Source organism: Streptomyces sp. NBC_01471, assembly GCF_041438865.1.
Taxonomy (GTDB): domain Bacteria; phylum Actinomycetota; class Actinomycetes; order Streptomycetales; family Streptomycetaceae; genus Streptomyces.
The window spans coordinates 2,222,995-2,242,437 of the sequence record NZ_CP109450.1 but is presented as its reverse complement, the minus strand read 5'-3'; the positions used below and the strand labels follow the sequence as shown (position 1 = coordinate 2,242,437).

Annotated in this window: 12 protein-coding genes; all 12 read left to right on the top strand. The window is 71.2% G+C overall.

The window, feature by feature from the left end:
- Nucleotides 1-22 precede the first annotated feature (22 nt).
- The 12 genes from eccD (at nt 23) to OG285_RS09515 (ending at nt 19,354) form a co-directional block, all read left to right on the top strand.
- Complete coding sequence (eccD, locus tag OG285_RS09570) at nt 23-1,435, top strand: type VII secretion integral membrane protein EccD (RefSeq protein ID WP_356827139.1); 1,413 nt, start codon at nt 23-25, stop codon at nt 1,433-1,435.
- 9 nt (nt 1,436-1,444) lie between these two features.
- On the top strand, nt 1,445-2,779 hold the full coding sequence (gene eccB / locus OG285_RS09565; RefSeq protein WP_371790736.1) for a type VII secretion protein EccB: 1,335 nt from the start codon (nt 1,445-1,447) through the stop codon (nt 2,777-2,779).
- Between the two features lie 2 nt (nt 2,780-2,781).
- Entirely contained in the window at nt 2,782-5,889 is a 3,108-nt protein-coding gene (locus tag OG285_RS09560; protein WP_371790735.1) for a hypothetical protein, read from the top strand.
- Nucleotides 5,886-9,209 (top strand): right-handed parallel beta-helix repeat-containing protein, encoded by a 3,324-nt coding sequence (locus OG285_RS09555; protein ID WP_371790734.1) that lies wholly within the window; start codon nt 5,886-5,888, stop codon nt 9,207-9,209. Before OG285_RS09560 ends, OG285_RS09555 begins: the two co-directional genes overlap by 4 nt.
- A 134-nt stretch (nt 9,210-9,343) precedes the next feature.
- The gene (locus tag OG285_RS09550) at nt 9,344-9,679 is read left to right on the top strand and encodes a WXG100 family type VII secretion target (protein WP_356827135.1); all 336 of its coding nucleotides are present in this window, start codon (nt 9,344-9,346) and stop codon (nt 9,677-9,679) included.
- A gap of 86 nt (nt 9,680-9,765) precedes the next feature.
- Nucleotides 9,766-10,053, top strand: coding sequence for a WXG100 family type VII secretion target (locus OG285_RS09545; protein WP_356827134.1), 288 nt, complete (start codon nt 9,766-9,768; stop codon nt 10,051-10,053).
- An 81-nt stretch (nt 10,054-10,134) separates the two neighbouring features.
- Nucleotides 10,135-10,734 (top strand): hypothetical protein, encoded by a 600-nt coding sequence (locus OG285_RS09540; RefSeq protein ID WP_371790733.1) that lies wholly within the window; start codon nt 10,135-10,137, stop codon nt 10,732-10,734.
- Between the two features lie 875 nt (nt 10,735-11,609).
- Nucleotides 11,610-13,250: a hypothetical protein gene (locus OG285_RS09535; protein ID WP_371790732.1), complete on the top strand. Its 1,641-nt coding sequence runs from the start codon at nt 11,610-11,612 to the stop codon at nt 13,248-13,250.
- A 382-nt stretch (nt 13,251-13,632) separates the two neighbouring features.
- Nucleotides 13,633-17,547 (top strand): hypothetical protein, encoded by a 3,915-nt coding sequence (locus tag OG285_RS09530; RefSeq protein WP_371790731.1) that lies wholly within the window; start codon nt 13,633-13,635, stop codon nt 17,545-17,547.
- 155 nt (nt 17,548-17,702) lie between these two features.
- Nucleotides 17,703-18,143, top strand: a complete 441-nt coding sequence (locus OG285_RS09525; protein ID WP_356827129.1) for a YbaB/EbfC family nucleoid-associated protein — start codon at nt 17,703-17,705, stop codon at nt 18,141-18,143.
- Nucleotides 18,140-18,505 (top strand): hypothetical protein, encoded by a 366-nt coding sequence (locus tag OG285_RS09520; protein ID WP_356827128.1) that lies wholly within the window; start codon nt 18,140-18,142, stop codon nt 18,503-18,505. The genes OG285_RS09525 and OG285_RS09520 overlap by 4 nt, the downstream gene beginning before the upstream one ends.
- A 3-nt stretch (nt 18,506-18,508) precedes the next feature.
- Nucleotides 18,509-19,354, top strand: coding sequence for a type VII secretion system-associated protein (locus OG285_RS09515; protein ID WP_371790730.1), 846 nt, complete (start codon nt 18,509-18,511; stop codon nt 19,352-19,354).
- The last annotated feature ends 89 nt before the right edge of the window (nt 19,355-19,443 follow it).

Below are 19,443 nucleotides of genomic sequence, written 5' to 3'. Positions count from 1 at the left end.
AACCACCGCCTCCAGGAGCACCATGACCACCGCCATACCAGCCCCCCGCACCTCGGGAGCGGTCAGTACCGGGGTGTGCCGGCTGACCATAGCCGGGCCGGCCGGCCGCGCAGACCTGGCCATCCCCGTCACCACCCCCGTCTCCGCACTGCTGCCAGTGCTGCTGCGGAACGTCACCACCGACCCCGCCAGGCCTGCCCTGACCTGGACCCTGCAACGCCTGGGCGAGGCGCCGCTGGATCTGGACGCCACGCCGGAGAGCGCTGGACTCGTCCACGGCGACGTGGTCTACCTGCGGCCCGCCGACGACCCGATGTTCGAGCTGGAGTACGACGACGTATCCGACGGTGTGGGGCAGGCCGTGGGCGCGCACACCAACCGGTGGCGCCCCGAGCTGACCCGCAGGCTCTTCCTCGGCCTCGCCTGCCTGGTGCTTGTCACGCTGGCCACGGCCATCCCGGTGCTCGGGCACGGGACGCTGATCCCTGTGCTGTACGGGCTGTCCACCCTGGTGCTCGGCGTGAGCTGCGCGTTGGACCAGCAGTGGTCGGGCGACCGCGGCATCGCGCTGGTGACCGGCCTCGGCGCGTGCGTCAACGCGGCGCTGACCGGTCTGACCGTCTTCGACTCGACCGCCGCGCTCACTTCACCGAAGCCCGGTGACATCATGCTCGGCGGCGCGAGCGCAGCCCTGGTGGCCGCCGTCGTACTGCTGCCCATCGCCCGGATTCCGGTCGCGGTCACCGGCACCGTTCTCTCCACGGCCGTACTCGTCGCCATCACGGCGGGGGTCGGCGTCCTCTTCGACTGGGACGCGCCGCGCAGCGCCGGCACGGTCGCGGTCGTCGTGTTCTTCTTCGGCCACCTCGCGCCCCGGGCGTCGCTGCGGCTGGCCCGGCTGCGGGTGCCGCAACTGCCGCACAACGCCGCTGAGCTCCAGGAGGACACCGACCCCATCTCCGAGGCCCAGGTCAAGCGCAGGGCGGCCATCGCCGACGCGTTGCTGACGGTGGTCACCGCCGCCAACGCCGTGCTGTGCGCCGGTGCCTTCGTGCTGGTGGTGCGCGCCGACGGGTGGATCGGCTGGGTCTTCCCGCTGGTGTTCGCCACCGCGATGCTGCTGCGCTCCAAGCACCTGATCACGACCTGGCAGCGGATTCCGGCCGTGCTGTGCGGTGTGATCGGACTGCTCGCGGGGCTGCTCGGCTGGGCCGCTTCGCTCACCTCCACCGGCGGGCGCTGCGCGCTGCTGATCGGACTGCTGATCGGCGTGCTGCTGGTGCTGGTCGGCGCGTGGCGGCTGCCCACCGCGCGCCTGCTGCCGGTGTGGGGGCGTACGGCGGACATCCTGGAGATGCTGACGGCGCTCGCCCTGGTGCCGCTGCTGCTGCAACTCCTCCACGTCTACGCGCACGTGCGTGCAGCGACCAGCTGAGGAGCCTCCGTGCAAACCCGTCGCGACCATCTGCACGCCTACCAGTTCGCCACCGGACGACTCGCCTCCGCGCTGGTCTCCGGTGACGCCGGCAACGGCGAGGCGCCCATGCGCAGTGCGGGGCTCGGCGCCATGTTCGGTGTCATCCTCGCCGTGCTGCTGGTGCTCGGCTCCGCCGTCTTCGGCCTCCTCATGCCGGCCGAGGACACCTCCTGGGAGCACGACGGTGCCCTGGTCGTCCAGAAGGAGACCGGCACCCGCTACCTCTACGTCAAGGGCCAGCTCCACCCCACCCTGAACTACTCCTCCGCGCTCCTGGCCGCCGGCAGTGGTGCCAAGGTCACCGAGGTGTCCCGCACGTCGCTGTCCAAGGTGCGGCGCGGCTCGACCATCGGCATCGCCGGCGCCCCCGACGACATCGCGGAGCCGGGCTCCCTGCTGACCGGGGCCTGGGCCGACTGCCTGCGGCCCGGTACGCGGCCCGTCGAACGGGTGGACTTCTCGCCGAATTCCGCACGGGCCGTATCCGACGACACCCGGGTGCTCGTCTCGGGCCCGAACGACAGCCGCTACGTGATCTGGAACGACACCAAGTACCTCATCAAGGACCGCACCTCACTGCTGGCCCTCGGCCTCGACGCCGAGCGGCCGATCCCCTCCACCCAGGCGTGGTTGGACGCGCTGCCCAGCGGCGCCTCGGCCGGACCCGCCACGATCCCCGGCGCCGGCGAAGGCGGTCGCACGGTGGCCGGCACCCAACAGCCCGTGGGCAGCCTCTTCCGTACCGTCGTCGGCAGCACCAACCACTACTACGTGCTCCGCGCCGACGGGCTGGCCCCGGTCAACCAGACCGAGTCCGCGCTCCTCGCCGCCAAGCCGGGCGGCCGGGAGCCCGTGCAGGTGAGCCCCACGGACATCGCCGCCGTCCCGTCCTCCGCCGACACCACGCTGCTGCACCGCATCCCCGACCTGATCGCCGCCAAGGACACCACCTCCGACAAGAGCGGGGCGCTGTGCCTGAAGCGGTCCACGTCCGACCACAAGGCACACCCCACCGTGGTGCGGGAGAGCGGCCGGGTCATGACCGCCAGGACGGCGGCCGTGATCCCCACGGAGCACGCGGTGCTCGCCGCTCCGCCCAAGCAGCGCGGCGCCACCGGTGACCCTGACAAGTACCTGATCACCGACCAGGGCGTGAAGTACCAGCTGCCCGGAGACGCCGCCCAGGCCCTCGGGTTCGGCAGCGTCACCCCCAGGACACTGCCCACGACGACGCTCGACCAGATAGCCAACGGCCCACGACTCAGCCGTTCGCGAGCCGTCGCCGTGGCGGGAGTGGACTGAGGATGGCACCCGCCTTCGACGAGGAGAACTCCGCGGCCCGCCGCGATCCCGGCCACCGGCTCTCCGCCCGGCTGGCCAAGGCCGCGCTGCGTGCCGTCGGCCCGACGCTGGAGGCCAGGAGCGTCGGCAACGCGCTCCTGATCCACCCGCGCGGTTTCGTCGACAACCGCGCGCTGGCCTTCTCCGAGCGCCTGGCCGCCGACCCACAGCACACCCTCGTCGTCCTCGACCTGCCCGCACGTCCGGACAACGACGTGTGGGAGACCGTGGCCCGCACCCTGGACCGCAAGGGCAACAGCTTCCGTCTCATCCCAGGGCGGGGCACCCGCGAGGACGTCCAACGTGCCGCGCGGTGGCTCGCCGACCGTCTGGACCGCGTCGTCCTGGCTCCCGACGGGCCGCTGGTCCCAGCGGCCGGCGGCGCGCTGTTCGTGCCCGCCCATCACGGTCTCGGCTGGCTGCGTTACCGGCCCAACATGGCCTCCGCCCCCGATTCGCGCCGGTTTCCCAAGCCCCAGTGGGAGTACTCGGTCCCCTACCAGCCGTATCAGATCGGCACCGGCGGGACGGCCGAACCGCTCCCCGGCGGTGTGTGGATACGGGGCTCCTGGGAGGACTCCGCCACCCCCGGCCACCGCCAGGGCCTGATCGACCTGCTCGCCGGCGACCCCGATCTGCTCGCTGTCGCGCTCGGCAGCCCGGGAGCCTCCTCCGCGCTGCCGCTGGAGGCGGTCTCCGCGTTCTGGGCGACGCTGCCGAGCAGCGCGCGCCACCTCGTGCGGTTCGTCTCCTACGGCCCGGTTGCCGTCCCCGAGGGCGCCCAGCTGGGGCAGGCGCTCGCCGACCTGCTCGGGCAGCGTGTCGCCGTCTACGCGGGCCTGCCATCGGCCGGCGTGACGGCCGGGGCCCGCGAAATCCGTACGCTCCAGGCCGACGGGAGCCTGGGGTGGCGCCCGTACGCCGACGAGTTCGGCTACACACCGCGCGGACCGAACGGCGAACCGGCGCCGCCACCCGTGCCGTTGAACACGCGGGTCCCGGCAGGCGCCACCCCCACAGGCCGGCCCGGCATCTATCAGCACACGCCCGAGGTATTCCTGGAGATCGTGCAGAGCGGCCTGTGGGTGCGGTCGAGGAACGAGCCGAGAGACGGCCACCTGATCCGCTCCGCTCCCGCCGACCCCGCTCACCCGGCCCTCCTCTACGACCAGTCCGACCCGGCCCTCGCCGACCACTTGCGGTCCGCCGCCAACGAGCTGCTGCCCGTGCTGGAGCCGGGTTTCCGCGACAGTGGCCGGGTGCTGCCCTCCAGCGAGGCGGGCAAGGCGCTGCTGACCGGCTCCTGGCCGCCGGCGATCCAGCTGCCGCGAGGGAAGACGGGGCGTGCGTCCACCGCCGTCGCCGGACGGTCGGAGAGCTGGATGCTGGACGGCGGGACGGGCGCGCAGGCGCCACAGCCCGTCCCGCGGCAGCCCGCCGAATGGACGGACCACGCGCCGGCGACCGAGCCCGGCGCGGCAGGTCAGCCGGCCGCTTCCGGCCAGGCCGCCGCCGAACAGAGCCCCGCCGCACCGCCGTTGCCCGGGCGCTTGGACGCAGGCCCCGCCCAGGCCGGACTGCCCCCGGCTCCGGCGCCGTTCACTCGCCCGGTGGCGGCCCCGGAGCGGTCCGGGCCGTCCGCCGCGCCCACGGAGGAGACGACGGCCACGGGAACGGGCCCGGCGGCACCCGGCACGCCTGTGTCTCCAGTGCCCTCGACACCCCCAACGCCCACGGCGGGGCCCGCCGAGCCGGTGGTTCCGTCTGCCCCGGCGGCCACCCCGGAGTGGACGGAGGACGAGGAGCCCGGCCCCACACCCCCCGGCCCGCCGTCCCCCGTGCGTCCCGCGGAGCCTGAGCCCGTCGTGCCCGAGCCCCCCGTAGCCGCGCCCGAGCCCGTCGTGCCCGAGGCCCCGCCCACGCCGCCGGACCCGGCCGCTCCCAGGCCGAGGATGCCGAGCATCCGCCTGGAGTCCTCGCCCTCGCAGCCGCCCCCCGCGCCGTCGCCGCCGACCCCGGATCGCGACGACTTGCTGCCCCCGGTTCCGCAGCCCCCGGCCCCGCAGCCGACGGCGCCCCCGACGTCCGAACCGCCGCCCGCCGCCGGACCGACAACACCGCCCGTCCAGGACCCCGGACCGGTGCGGGATGTCGTCGCGCCGGTGCCAGTCGCCGGCGCGGCGCGGGGCACCGTCCGAGTCCAGCCCGTGCCCCCGGCCGCCGCGAACGTACTGCCGTCGCCGAAGGGCGTCGAGAAGGAACGCGACTGGGTGCGTCGCAGCCTCGGCGGCCGGTACGACAACGCGGCGGCTGTGGTCGCCCGCGTGCTCTCGCAGTCGCCAGGACTGGCGGGCGGTCCGCACGGCTCCTCCGGCGACGTCCTCACCGACCTCGCGGCCATGCGGCTGTATCTCTCCGGTTCCACGCCGGACATCGACGCGGCCATCCGGTCCGCCAGTTCCGGGCCGCACGTGCCCCTCGCGCGCTGCGCCACGGCCGGTATGCGCCGGCTGCCGTCCTACCGGGGCGGCGCGATCCTGCGGGCCACGCTCAGCGACGCAGAACGCGCCTGGTACGAGGAGGGGAAGCCGGTCACCGAGTACTCGTTCCTGTCCGCCCTGTCCTCCATCCGCAGGGGCCTTAGCGGCAACACCGATGTCCTGTTCTGGTCACTGACGGCCCGAAGGACCGGGCTGCTGGCGCAGGAGGTCCCCGACCGCCTGGTGTTCACGCCGGGCACCCGGTTCAAGGTGCTGCGCGTGGTGGACGGTGACCGTCCCGCCGTACTGCTGCGGGAGCTGGGCGCGCCCGAGGTTGACGAGGCCGGTAACCTTCGCGAGGAGCGCGTTCCGCTCGACGAGATAGCCCTGAACGGCCTCGATCAACTCCACACCCTGTGGAAGCAGGCCGAGTCGGACCCCGAGGTCCCGGTGGGCGATCCGCTTTCCGACGAGTACGCGGACGCCTTCCGTTCCGCTCCCGGGCTGTTGCAGTCCTGGCCGGGCAGAACAGTCGGGCCGCGGCTGCCCGCCGCCTCGAACACAGCGCCGCGGAGAGGGCAGAACCAGTGAACCGTCAGATCCTGAGAGTCTCAGCCACCCAGAGTGGTGCCTATCGCACGGTCTCCCAGGCGCTGGCGGCGGCGGCCGAGGGCGCCCTCATCGCCATCGCGCCCGGCACCTACACCGAGGCGCTCACACTCAACCGGGCGGTGACGCTCTCAGCCGAGGGCGATCCGGGCACCGTGCGGCTGGAGGCACCGGTCGGCAGCACGGTCGTGGTGGACGCCGAGGCGGTGCAGCTCACCGGAGTCACCCTCGGCGGCTCCGACGCCAACGCGGCCGTGCTGGACGTGCGCCGAGGCCAGGCGGCGCTCGACGGCTGCACGGTGATCGGCGACGGGGCGTGGGCCGCGCTGCTGTGCTGGCAGGACGGGCACCTCGCGGCGCGGGACTGCCGGGTGACCAATCCCGGCGGCGCCGGCATCGTGGTGACCGCCGACAGCGACAACACCGTGGAACGCGTCACCGTCACCGACCTCGGCTCCTCCGCCGTCGTCGTCGCCGACAAGGGGCGCCTGACGGTCCGCGACTGCACACTGGAGCGCGTCGGCGGCAACGGCATCTGCGTGAACGGGCAGGGCGGTATCACCGTCGAGACCACCTCGGTCACCGGCAGCCAGAAGCCGGCCCTTGTGGTGGAGCAGGAGGCCAGGGCCGAACTCATGCGGGTCACCGTCACCGAGTCCGCCAACCTCGACGCCTACCTGACCAGCACCGGCCTCACCACCCTCACCGACTGCACCCTGAGCGGCTCGGGCGAACAGTCCGTGCACGTCAGCGGGGGAGCCGCCCCGCTGCTGCGGGCTTGTCACCTCACCTCGGCGAAGGTCAGCGGCCTTCAGGTCACCGGGGGTTCCGCGCCCCGTCTTGAGGACTGCCGGATCAGTGGCACACCGATGGCCGTCCTCGTCGAGGAGGGCGGCAAGGCGGAGTTCCACCGGCTGCGGGTGCAGGGCGCCAAGCGGACCACGCTCCAGCTTCACGGCGAGTCCCGCGCGGAGTTCCGGGACCTGTCTGTCGCGGAGGACTGTGCCGGGCTGCGGGTGTCGGGTTCCTCCCGCGTCGAGCTGCGCCACGCCGACCTCGTCATCGACCACGGCGTCGGCGTCGAGCTGTCCGAGAGCGCCACCGCCGTGTTCGAGGACGTCCGGTTGCGCGCGGCGGGCGAGTGGGGCTTCTCGGTGTCCGGCGGGGCACGCGCCGAGGTGGACTCCTCCACCGTCGACGGCGCCGGCGTGCTGGTGGGGACGGACGGCGAGGCCGTGCTGCGCGGCAGCGAACTGGCCGGCTCCTCCGGCGACGGCGCGCGGGTCCTTGGCGGCGGCGCGCTCACCGCGACCGGCTGCCGGGTGCACGACGCGGGGGGCCACGGCATCAACGTCCAGGCGTCCGGCCGGGCCGACATCAGTGACTGCATCATCACCGGCAACGTGGGCGACGGCGTCCGCAGCAACTCCGAGGAACCCGTAACCGTCCAGCGCTGCGAGGTCACCGACAACGGTGGCACCGGCTTCAACCGCCTGCGCGGCGACGAGGACGAGCAGCGGCCCAAGCAGGCGGCGGGCGAACCGGCCTGGGCCGGGGCGGGCGCCGGCGTGCGGGACAAGAGGGAAGGCCCCAGGTCGGGCGGGAAGGATCGCGCCGCGGCCGGCAGCGACAACGGGCCGCTGGCCGACCTTGAGGCACTGGTCGGCCTTGACAGCGTCAAGCGCGAGGTCACCGGCCTGATCAACGTCAACAAGATGGCCCAGCGGCGCCTGGAAATGGGCCTTCCCATGCCACCCATGAGCCGCCACCTGGTCTTCGCCGGCCCGCCCGGCACCGGCAAGACCACCGTCGCCCGCCTCTACGGCGCGGTCCTCGCCGAACTCGGCATCCTCAAGCAGGGCCACATCGTCGAGGTCTCCCGGTCGGGGCTGGTGGCACAGATCATCGGGGGTACGGCGATCAAGACCGCCGAGGTCTTCGAGAAGGCGCTCGGCGGTGTCCTCTTCATCGACGAGGCGTACACCCTCACCAACCAGTCGGGCGGCAGCGGCCCGGACTTCGGCCAGGAAGCCGTCGAGACACTGATGAAGCTCATGGAGGACCACCGCGACGAGCTCGTGGTGATCGTGGCCGGGTACTCCGAGCAGATGGAGCAGTTCCTGGAGTCCAACCCCGGTATGGCCTCCCGCTTCGCCCGCACCGTGGAGTTCCCCAACTACGAGGTCGACGAGCTCGTCACCATCGTGCAGGGCCTGTGCGCCAAGCACTACTACGAGCTTGAGGATTCCGGACTTGAGGCCCTGAACAGGTACTTCGTGGAGATCCCGAAGGGCCCCACGTTCGGTAACGGCCGTGTCGCCCGGTCGATCTTCGAGACCATGATCAGCAACCAGGCGTCCCGGCTTGCCACCTCCTCCAGCGACAACGAGACGCTGAACCGACTGGTGGCCGAGGACGTCGGCCGGTTGCCGGAGCTTGAGGACGAGGGGAGGGGGCTCCCTCAGCCGGAGGTGCTCCAGGACGGTCTTCATGTCCAGGCGCCGGTTTCCGATCCGGAACCAGAGCAGGCCCCGGTGGCCGCCCCCAAGGCTCCGGCCGACCCGCCGCCCGCCATGCGGCGCCTGGCCGCGCTGTGCGGGCTGCGCGAAGTGCGCGCTGTCCTGCTCAGACGCACCAATGAGCTGGTCTCCTCGGTGCAGCGGGGTGAGACGCCCGCCCCTGCGGCGAACGTCGTACTCGCCGGGGAGCAGGGCAGCGGCCGCAGGGCGGTGGCCACGCTGTACGCGAAGTGCCTCGCCGAGACGCGGGTGTTGCGCAACGGCGCCGTGCACCGGGTGGCGTTGTCGCAGGTGCACGGCGGGCGCCCGGAGGAGGCCAGGGCCTTCACTGCCTGGCTGTTCGGCGAGGCGGACGGCGGTGTGCTGGACCTCGAACTCGACGCGGCCTTCGCCGCGCGGTCAGAGGCGGAGCGCGGTGTGGTGTGGGAGGCCCTGGTGGGGTCTGCGGTCCGCAACCCGCAGACCGTGCTGGTACTGCGCGGCAGTCACGCCAGGCTCGGCGAGGCGTTGCGCGGGCGGCCGGATGTGGCACGGTGTTTCTCCGAGTACCTGCGCTTCCCCGACTACACGGCGGATGAACTGGCCGGTCTGATGTGCCGGCGGCTCGCCGCCCGCGGCCACGCGGTCGACGAGGCGACGCACACCGCGCTGAGCGGGCGTATCGCAGGCCAGATGCCCAGCGACGGGGCGCGCGGCGCCCACCGGCTCGCGGATCGCGTCGCGGAAAGGACGCGGACCACGACACGTTCGGTTCCTGAACCGGCCGCGGCTTCGCACAACTAGACAACAGTGCCTGTATCGGAAGGCAACAACCGTCGCCCGCTGTTCCTCGCGGGCGGGGGCCGGGGACAGAATCGACAACGTCACGGTGCCACGGCTGACGGCACGACGGGATCATCCGAGCGAAGGGACAGCCCATGGCTGGCAACGGGCAGCAGAATGTTGATATCGCGGGAATGCGGGCGGCGCAGCCGCACTTCGAGAACGCTGTGAGCGAGACCACGCAGGCCTACAACAACATGCATGACCAGTCCATCACTCTGGAGAGTGGCTGGAAGGGTGACGCGGCGGTTTCGTTCTCCAATGCCCTGAACCAGTGGCTGGAGAACTGCAACATCGTCAGGCAGCAGCTTCAGAACGTCACTGACAAGCTCGCCGCCAACACGGGCAGCTACCAGAACGTGCACAGCAGCACCCACGACGAGGCCACCTCGCTGAACAGCGCGATCGGCGCCGGGCTGCCCGGCTTCTGAGCCACGTACGCGCGGGCACCTCGCTCCGCACACTTCCGTCGATGGTCCGGGCGATGGGCGCCGGGAACCTGCCAAGAGAGGGCGACATGACGACTTACCAGGTAAGCCTCCAGCAGATGGAGTTCGTTGGTGGCGAGATGGCCGCCATCTCCAAGCAGATTCAGCAGACGCTGACCGAGCTGGACGACGGCGCGAAGCAGAACCTCTCCCAGTGGTCCAGTGACGCCCGCGCGGCGTACGACATCGCGAAGGCCAAGTGGGACGCGGCCGCCGCGGCCATGCAGCAGCAGTCGGTGCGTGCCACTCAGTCGCTCGGCAACATCGGCGAGTCCTACACCAGTGGTGAGAAGTACGGCGTCAACCTCTGGGAATAGGCAGCGATGACCGTGAGTAACTCGGCTTACATGATGGGGAGGTGACGCGCGGTGGTCAGTGCCGGTGACACGAACTACGGTATGAACAACGACTCGTCGTCAAGCTCGTCCGATTCGTCCGACTCGTCCTCCGACGGCGACCCGGAGCACTACTCCGGCGGCGAATACACGAACTCCAGCACGGGCACGATTGACACCGGCCAGAAGATGCCGGACATGCCGACGCCCCCGAAGGGCTCCTCAGAGTCGGGCGGCGACGTCTCCGTCGACACCACGGCGCTCAAGAAGTTCGCCGACAACCTGGATACCATTGCGGCGGCGGTCTCAGGGGCCCGGAAGCGTGTGGACGGCCTGCTGCCGATCGCGCCCGGTACCTTCACCGAAGCGGTCGCGCTGAAGGCGAAGATCAGCGGCGGTACCGGCGGTGGGGGGCTGCAGGAAGGCCTGACCGTGTCGATGCACGACCTGAACCAGGCCCTGAGCGACACCGCCGACAAGATCCGGACGATGGCCAACAAGTACGCGACGCTGGAAGAGGTCAACGACAAGGCGGGCACCGAGCTGAGTCAGCTCATGCAGTCGGCGCGGTCCGAACTCCAGAGCTTCCAGCAGCACAGTGCGGCGGTGGGTCAGAGTACCGGGACCGACTCGTCGCCGGCGCCGTCCGGCACCACCGCGTAGGCGACGCGACGTCCGTCATGACGGTCGGCCCGCTTCGGGCACCACCGCCGGAGCGGACGAAAACGCCAAGGCCGCGATGGTCCGGTAACGCCCCGGGCCACGCGGCTTTGGGGTTGGTCGTGGTACCTCACCGGGAACCGGAAGAACGAACGCCCCGAGACGCAACGGGGGCTTGGTAGGAAGAGGAAGGCGCACCGTCCACGGTGGACGGTGCGCCTTGTGGGCATGGGGCGAAGGGTCTACCAGCAATGACCGAGAGCAGCACCTCGTACAACACCGGTGGCGACGGCGGGTACACCTACGAGGCCGTCCCTGGGGGCTACGGGACCGCGGACGGATACCCCCCGCCCGGCACCGAGACCGTTCCGGATAGCTACACCAACGGCTACGACACCGGCTCGTACGGTCTGGACTCCAGCGCCTATGGCGCCACTCCCGGCTCGGACACCTATGGGGTGGATGGCGGTTACGGGTCGACGGTCCCGACCGGTTATGACACGGGTTACGGGTCGACGGTCCCGACCGGTTATGACACGGGTTACGGGACGACGAATCCGACTGGTTATGACACGGGTTACGGGTCGGGTGGTTACGGGACGACGAATCCGACCGGTTATGACACGGGTTACGGGTCGACGGTCCCGACCACTACAACCACCCCGGCCACGACGACCACAACCACTGATCCTGGCTCCGAGACGGACTCCGGATCGACCACTGGCTCGGACTCCGAGACGGACTCCGGATCGACCACTGGGTCGGATTCCGAGACGGACTCCGACTCGACCTCCGGCGCGGACTCGACCACTGGGTCGGACTCCGACTCCAACTTTGACAGCACGGGTGACTACACAGATTGGACCTGGAAACAGGTCATGGCGCACGTCACCGGGTACAACCCCGACGACACCAGCGTGAACGGCAGCCTGACCTCCAGCCCCCAGTCGATGCAGGACGCCGCCGACGTACTTTGGTACACGGGGCAGGTACTGAAGGAGGCCGGAGAGAACCTCGACGCCCAGGTTGAGTCCCTGGCCGGTGAGAACGGTTCGTGGCAGGGGGCTGCGGCCCAGAGCTTCTACAGCCTGATGAAGAACCTGTCCCAGCAGGTCTCGAACCTGACCGGCGTGTTGACCGGCGGCATCACCGGTGACAACAACGTCCCCCAGCAGCTGGCGGACAACGCCCAGCACCTGCGGGACGCGATCAACAAGCTGATAGACATCGACAACTGGTACGGCAAGCAGGCCGTCGCCTACTACAACGATCATCTTGACGAGTTCGACGAAGACATCATCATGGACAACGGCCAGATCGCGGTAAGCCAGGTCAAGGCCATTCCGCCGATGATGGACAGCGACATGCGCGCGGTGCTCGTCACCCTCGCGGGGCACTACAGAGTCACGATCGACCAGGTCCCCAAGGCCACCTTCTCCAATCCGATGACCGGCAGCGGTAACGGCCTTTCCGGGCAGCCGACTACGGGGCAAACCGGTCTGGGCACACCGCTTCAGCCGGTGGAGACGTCGGCCATATCGCCGTACGGCGCGTTGACTCCTGGGGTCACTGGTGGGGCGACGTCGGGGCTCACGTCCTATGCGTCGAATGGCTATCCCCTCGGTTCGACGGTGCCGGTCGACCCTGCGACGGGCCGGCAGTCGCAGATGAGGACGTTGACGCGGGAGGCGCCGGCGGAGGCGACGGGCCGGGAGTCGCAGATGAGGACGTTGACGCGGGAGGCGCCGGCGGAGGAGTCGTTGCCGGAGGGGGTGGAGTCCGCCCAGTACATGCCTGTGGAGCAGGGGACGCCGTCGGTACCTGCGACTCCTACGGAGACTCCGCGGTATCAGATGCGGTCGGAGCAGGTGCCGCAGGTGCCGGCTGTGGGGGATGCCGTGCAGGGGCAGGGGCAGGCGCTGACGAGTTCTGGTGAGGCTTTGCCCGCGGGGGAGACTCCGCAGTATCAGATGCGGTCGGAGCAGGTGCCGCAGGTGCCGGCTGTGGGGGATGCCGTGCAGGGGCAGGGGCAGGCGCTGACGAGTTCTGGTGAGGCTTTGCCCGCGGGGGAGACTCCGCAGTATCAGATGCGGTCGGAGCAGGTGCCGCAGGTGCCGGCTGTGGGGGATGCCGTGCAGGGGCAGGGGCAGGCGCTGACGAGTTCTGGTGAGGCTTTGCCCGCGGGGGAGACTCCGCAGTATCAGATGCGGTCGGAGCAGGTGCCGCAGGTGCCGGCTGTGGGGGATGCCGTGCAGGGGCAGGGGCAGGCGCTGACGAGTTCTGGTGAGGCTTTGCCCGCGGGGGAGACTCCGCAGTATCAGATGCGGTCGGAGCAGGTGCCGCAGGTGCCGGCTGTGGGGGATGCCGTGCAGGGGCAGGGGCAGGCGCTGACGAGTTCTGGTGAGGCTTTGCCCGCGGGGGAGACCCCGCGGTATCAGATGCGGTCGGAGCAGGTGCCGCAGGTGGCGAAGGTGCCGGCGCAGAGCGACGAGCCGGCTTCCGGGCTGCCCGGATTCTGACCCACCGCGGGTGCGGGGTCCCGTTCCGTGTCTTCCCGGCAGAGGCCCGATGAGAGAACCGGGCATCTACGCCGGGGAGGGTCGATATGACAGTTCGGTGGACATGTCGTGAACAGAAGATGATCAGTGTTCAGAACACCCGCCGATGATGGTTGTAAGGGGAACGAGTTTGTCTCAAGGCCGTGACAGTTGCTGGTCACGACGTCATCAGCGCCTAGTCTGGGTGGTCCGGTTCTCCGGGGGAGAATAAGACTGCGGAGGCTGCCTGTTCACCAGGCAGCACCGACTGGGGCCGGGCGCCGCGCAGCCGTGCGCGGACCACGCCCGGCGACACGGAACCGCGTCATCGGCGTTCGGGGGAGGGGAGCAGAGTGGAGGCGGCATGTCCGACGACTGGGATAAGCAGGGGGCCTACTCCGAGTGGGGTTGGAAAGCGGTCGTAAAGGCCGTCACCGGCCAGGACCCGGATCACCCCGAGAACAATGTGAACGCCAAGTCCCTGGTCGACCCACAGACCGTCCAGGACGCGGCCGACACCTTCTGGTACGCGGAGCAGGTGATCCAGCAGAGCGCCCAGGCCATCAAGGAGCAGTCGGACGCGCTGGCCGGCGAGAACGGACCGTGGAAGGGCGCTGCGGCGACGGCGCTCCACGGAGTGATGAGCACTCTGTCGCAGCAGGTGCAGAAACTGAGTGAGACGCTCTCGGGCGGCATCACCGGGGACTACGACATCCCGCAGCAGCTGGCGAACAACGCGGCACATCTGCGTGAGGCCGGCAACAAGATCATGGACATCGACTACTACTACGCCCAGCAGGCGTTGGCGCAGGACCCGAGCCTGATGATGGACAACGGCTCGGTGCACATCGCCGCCAAACCCAAGCTCGTCGCCATGATGTCGTCGGACATGGCGCAGGTCATGACGGTCCTGGGCTCGCACTACAAGATCACCGAGGACAACGTCGCCCAGCCGAAATCGCCCACCAGCCCGGGGGCGGGCGGGCCGGGCGGCAACACGTACGCCAACAACCGCTCGGGCATACCCAACCCGTACAACCCCTACGGTGGGTACTCGCCGAACCTGCCCGGCTACGGGAAGGGGGGGCCGTCGTACAACTCTTACAACCCCACGCCCTACCAACCCACCAACTATTCCGGCACGGGCGACCACACGCCGGACCCGTACAGCAGCGGCAAGCCGGAGGCGATGCCGGATCTGGGCACCGGCGGTGGCTCGGGCGCCGGCAGCGTCCCTGACTACACCGGGTCCCCGAACCTCAGCACCAACGCACCGAATGTCGGCAGTCCCACCGCTTACCCGGACACCGGCCTGGGCGGCATCGACTCCCCCAACGGGTCCGCGAACCCCGCCTCCTACGGGGCCACCTCGCTCGGGGGCGGCGACGGGCAGACCAGTCCCTACACGGCCAAGAGCCTGCTCTCCCCCAACAGTGGCGGCCTCAGCCCCGCCTCCTACCCGGACACCGGCCTGAACAGTCCGGGCAGCACCATGCCCCACTCCGGTGTCGCCGACCCGGCCATGGACGCGGCCCTGAACCCGCCCACGATGATGCCGAATCTGAGCTCCCGACCGGACCTCGGCTTGGGTGGCGCGTCCACGAGGAACTCCGCCCCGAGTTCCAAGACGAACTACACGCCGAAGCCGTACGCGGGCGACCTCGGTCTGAACGACAGCGGGAACCTCGGTGGCGGCACGGGGACGGGCCTCAGCCCGAAGCCGTACGCGGGCGACCTCGGTCTGAACGACAGCGGGAACCTCGGTGGCGGCACGGGGACGGACCTCGGCACCGGCAGCGCCACCCCGCACTCATCGGGGAGCCTGCCCAACCTGAGCACCTCAGGGATCGACGCACCTGGCTCAAGCGGGCTCTCCAGCTACCCGGACACCGGCCTGTCCTCCGGCTCCCCCGACGGGGTTGGCTCCTCTTCCTCTCCGGGCAGCGGCCTGAGTTCCGCCTACCCCGGTGGGGCCTCGATGTCGCCGGAGGCCGGCGGGGCGAACAGCGCGGCCCGAGCAGGCGGTTCCGGTATGCCGATGATGCCGATGGGTGGCATGGGCGGTGCGGGCGCCGGCGGAGGCGGGTCGGAGGGTGCGCCCTCCGATGCCTCCGGTCTCCTGCACGGCGACGCGGCACCGTGGCGCGGTTCGACGGAGCTGGACGACAACGGGCAGTTGGGCGGCGGCGCCGCGCCCGGCGGCGAGGGACTGGACTTCTCGCCGCGCGGGCTGTCCTCCGCCGGCCTGCCCTCCGGCGGTCTGTCCTCCGGGGGTCTGCCGTCCGACGGCCTGTCGTTGGACAGCAATGGAAGTCCCTCTGGCTCCTCCGGCGACGGACTGTCCTCCAGTGCCCCGGGCGGGTCGGAAACGGCGCAGCAGGCCGGCGGTGCCGGTATGCCGATGATGCCGATGGGTGGCATGGGCGGTGCGGGCGCCGGCGGAGGCGGGTCGGAGGGTGCGCCGTCCGATGCCTCCGGTCTGCTGGAGGGCGACTCGGCGCCCTGGCGCAGCACGGGGCTGGACTCCGCTCCGGAGGCGACGGGCGGGGCCGTCTCGGGTGGCGAAGGGCTGAACTTCGCACAGCCCGGACCGTCCGCCGACGGGGCACCCACGGGCACCGCCGGTGAGGCGGCGCAGACGAGCACCTCCGGTGGGACGGCGCAGTCGGGGAGCGGTATGCCGATGATGCCGATGGTGGGTATGGGCGCCGGTGCCGCGGGCAGCGGCACGAGCGGTGAGCCCTCGGAGGCCTCCGGGCTGCTGCACGGTTCCACCGAGGGCTGGTCGGACCCCGCCGCGCAGAGCGAAGCCCCCGTGGGCTCGCCGTCCGGCGTGCCGCAGGGGGGTGGCGGCCTCAGCCTGGGCGGTACCGACCTCTTCGGGCAGCAGGCCACCGGCGCGGCCGACGCCGGCGTGCTGGGCGGCGAGCCGTTCCTGGCGTCGGCGTGGGGCGCCGCCGCGGTCGGAGGCATCGCTGCGGCGGGAGGCGTCGCGGCAGCCGCCGGCTCCTGGGGCGCTGCGCGGCAGTCGGCCCCGCCGGCGGCGCAGACCGGCGTCACGAACGGCACCCACGCCGCCACCGGCCCAGCCGCGACGATGTCCGCGGTACCTCAGGCGGCACAGAGCGGCCCCCCGGGACCGCAGGCCGCGCCCAGCGTTCCTGTGACGGCGGCGACCCCCGCCCCGCAGGCGGCGCCGAGTGTTCCTGCGGCGGCGGTGAACCCCGCCCCGCAGGCCGCGCCGAACCACACCGCGTCGGCGACGCAGAGCCCGGCGGCGCAGGCGATGACGAGTCGCGAGGCACCGGCAGTCGTTCACCAGCCGGTGACGGCTCCGACCGCCCCGCCTGCCCAGGCGGTGTCCGCTCCGACCGTCGCGCCTGCCCAGGCGGTGTCCGCTCCGACCGTCGCGCCTGCCCAGCAGGTGCCGGTCGCCGCGTCCGCTCAGCAAGTGCCGGTGACTCCGGCCCAGGTGCCGGCCGCGTCCCCTGCCGTTCAGCAGGCGGTCCAGTCGGCGTCCGTCCCCTCGCGTGCCCCGGTGGCCGCCACCGCTCCGGCGAAGGCCTCCGCCCCGTCGGCCCCGGCCTCGGCCTCGACGCCTTCGTTCGCGCCAGTGTCGGCACCGGCGTCCACCTCCGCGCCGGCGCCCGTATCGGCACCGGTGTCTGCTTCCGACCCGGCGTCAGCTTCCGCCCCGGCCACGGCGTCCGCCTCTGCCCCGGCCACGGCTTCCGCGTCCGCCAGGGCGGGGCACGCCTCGACGGCCTCGGCGCCGACGAGGGCGCGCCCGGCAGCGCCCACGGCGGAGTCCGGGAGTACGCCCGCCGCCGCGTCCCGGGCAGCGGGTGAGGCCGACGACGCCGACGCGTGGGACGCCTCTCTCCTTCCGCTGTTCGGAAGGAAGGAGAGCCAGCCGGACAGGGCCTCCGGGGCGGACGCCGGGCTCTCCCGCGAGGAGGCGGTGGGTGCTGCTGGTGTGGTCGGCGCCAGTGCGTACATGATCGCCCGTGGCGCCGGCGCGGACCAGGCGTTCGCCGAGCCTGCCCGGCCCGCCTGGCGTCCCAAGCCCGCTGCCGAAGGGGCCCTCCCGCACAGGGATTTCTCCTGCTCGGGGGTCGAGCCGGAGAAGCGCTCCGCCGCCCCCTCGGACACCGACGCGGAGAAGGACGGCGCGGCTCAGGGCAAGGGCAGGTCCAAGAAGCGCGACGAGGACGGCGGGAGCAGCGTCGCCGACCTGCTGCGGCAGAGCGACGACATCTGGGGCGGCGGCTCCAAGTGAGGCAGGCAGGCGCGGGAAAGGGTTTGACCAAGTAGGCAGAACCACCTGTCCGTGCGGTCAAGATCACCTGCGCTTCGGTTGGTTCTTCGCGGCACCCACGGTTGACTGGCGGGACCGGCTGTCTTGGCGCAGTGCACAGCGTTGAAGGGAATGGAATGTCGACTCCGTACGACCAGCAGATCGAAGATCTGCTGGCCGAATACCGCGACGCGCGTGAGCAGGCAGTCGACACGCGCCAGCAGATCAACGAGATCGAGGCCACGGTCACCGCACCCCGGCAGGTGGTGAAGGCGACGGTGGGCGCGCAGGGCCAGGTGATCGCGCTGGACTTTCCCACCGGCGCGTACCGCAACATGGCGCCGAAGGACCTGGCCAGGGTCATTCACACCACCCTCGACCAGGCCAGGGCCAAGGCGCTGTCGCAGGTGATGGAGGTGGCCGTCGCGCGGCTGCCCGAGGGCATGACGCCGGTCGACATGGTGCAGGGCAACTTCGACCCGCGGGACCTGATGCCGAAAGAGGTCCAGCTCCCGGACGCGGTGAAGGAGTACGTCGAGCACGGCTTCGGCCCGAAGCGGGCAGGAGGCCAGTCATGAGCGGATCGAACGAGCCGATGCGGGTCGACACGGAGAAGCTGCGGGCGGCTGAGCGCAAGTTGCAGGAGCTGACCGGCCACGTGCAGTCGGCCGCTGAGAGGTTCCACGCGGACTGCGACGCGTACGGCGACGTGATCGGTGACGACAAGAACGGCAAGAAATTCCACGAACAGTACGACAGCGCGCACAAGGACGCCGCGAGTGCCGGGTTCGACGGGGCCAAGCTCGCGGAACGGACCACCGGCGAGGTGGCGCAGCTGATACACGCGCTGGAGAACGTCGAGCAGGAGTCGGCCGAGACCGGTCAGCGGCTGACCTCCGAGACCGGTCAGCGGCCGACTGAGCAGAAGTACAACGGGTAGGCGATGAGCAGCGCATCCGAGGAGGCGGCGGTCGCACGAACCGCCGCCCCTACGGCCATCCCCATGGTGCCGGTCACGGCGGAGGACAGGGCATCCGCCGCGGGTCCAGGGCGGCGTGCGTCCAGGGACGCGCGCGGCGCGTCCGCCGGTGCGGTGGACGAGGCGCGCGCCGATGACGGGATGCCTCCAGTTCCGGACCACGTGCGGGAGGCCGCCAGGTCGGCCCCGGACCACTGGTTCGGCATGATCGACCCGACCTGGTCGGGCGAGGGCGCCCCGCCGGTGTGGGCGCTGGCCGGCCAGTGGCGTTCGGACGCTCGCGGCGAGGTCGTCGAGTGGCGTGACAACGAGGAGTACCGCCCTTCGCCCGTCGCGCTCGGCTGGACCTCCCCCAAGGACCCGGTGGACGCCGCGCTGCAACTAGCGGCGACCGGTTACGGCCCGGGGGGCGCGGTGACGCGGGAGCTGGCGTCCGCGGAGGTGGCGGTGTTCGTCGCGCCCGGCGGCGGTCTGCTTTCCGCGGTGTCGCCGGACGACGAGTCCGCCATCGTGCCCGTCTTCACCTCTCCCCACCACCTGCACACCGCGGGGCGGCTGTCCTTCCGGACCATGCGGGCCACCGAGCTGCTCGACCGGTTGCCGGAGAACCACGTGATCTACCTCAACGCCTCCGGTCCTGTGAGCATGACGGTGGAGCCGGGGACGCTGCGGGAGGCGGTCGCGGCCGCCGGCGTGGTGCACGACGAGGACGATTGGCTGGGGGCGCTGGACGACATCCTGCCGGTCGCGGAGCCGAAGACCTCGGCAGACGGCGGGACGCCGCAGGGTCCTGCGGAGGAGCTCTCCTAATCATGTTCGGTCCTGTCCTCTTCGGTCCTGTCCTGCTGCCCTCCGGGCCTGTGTCGTCGCATGCCTTGCCGATGGGGGGTGCGTCGGCG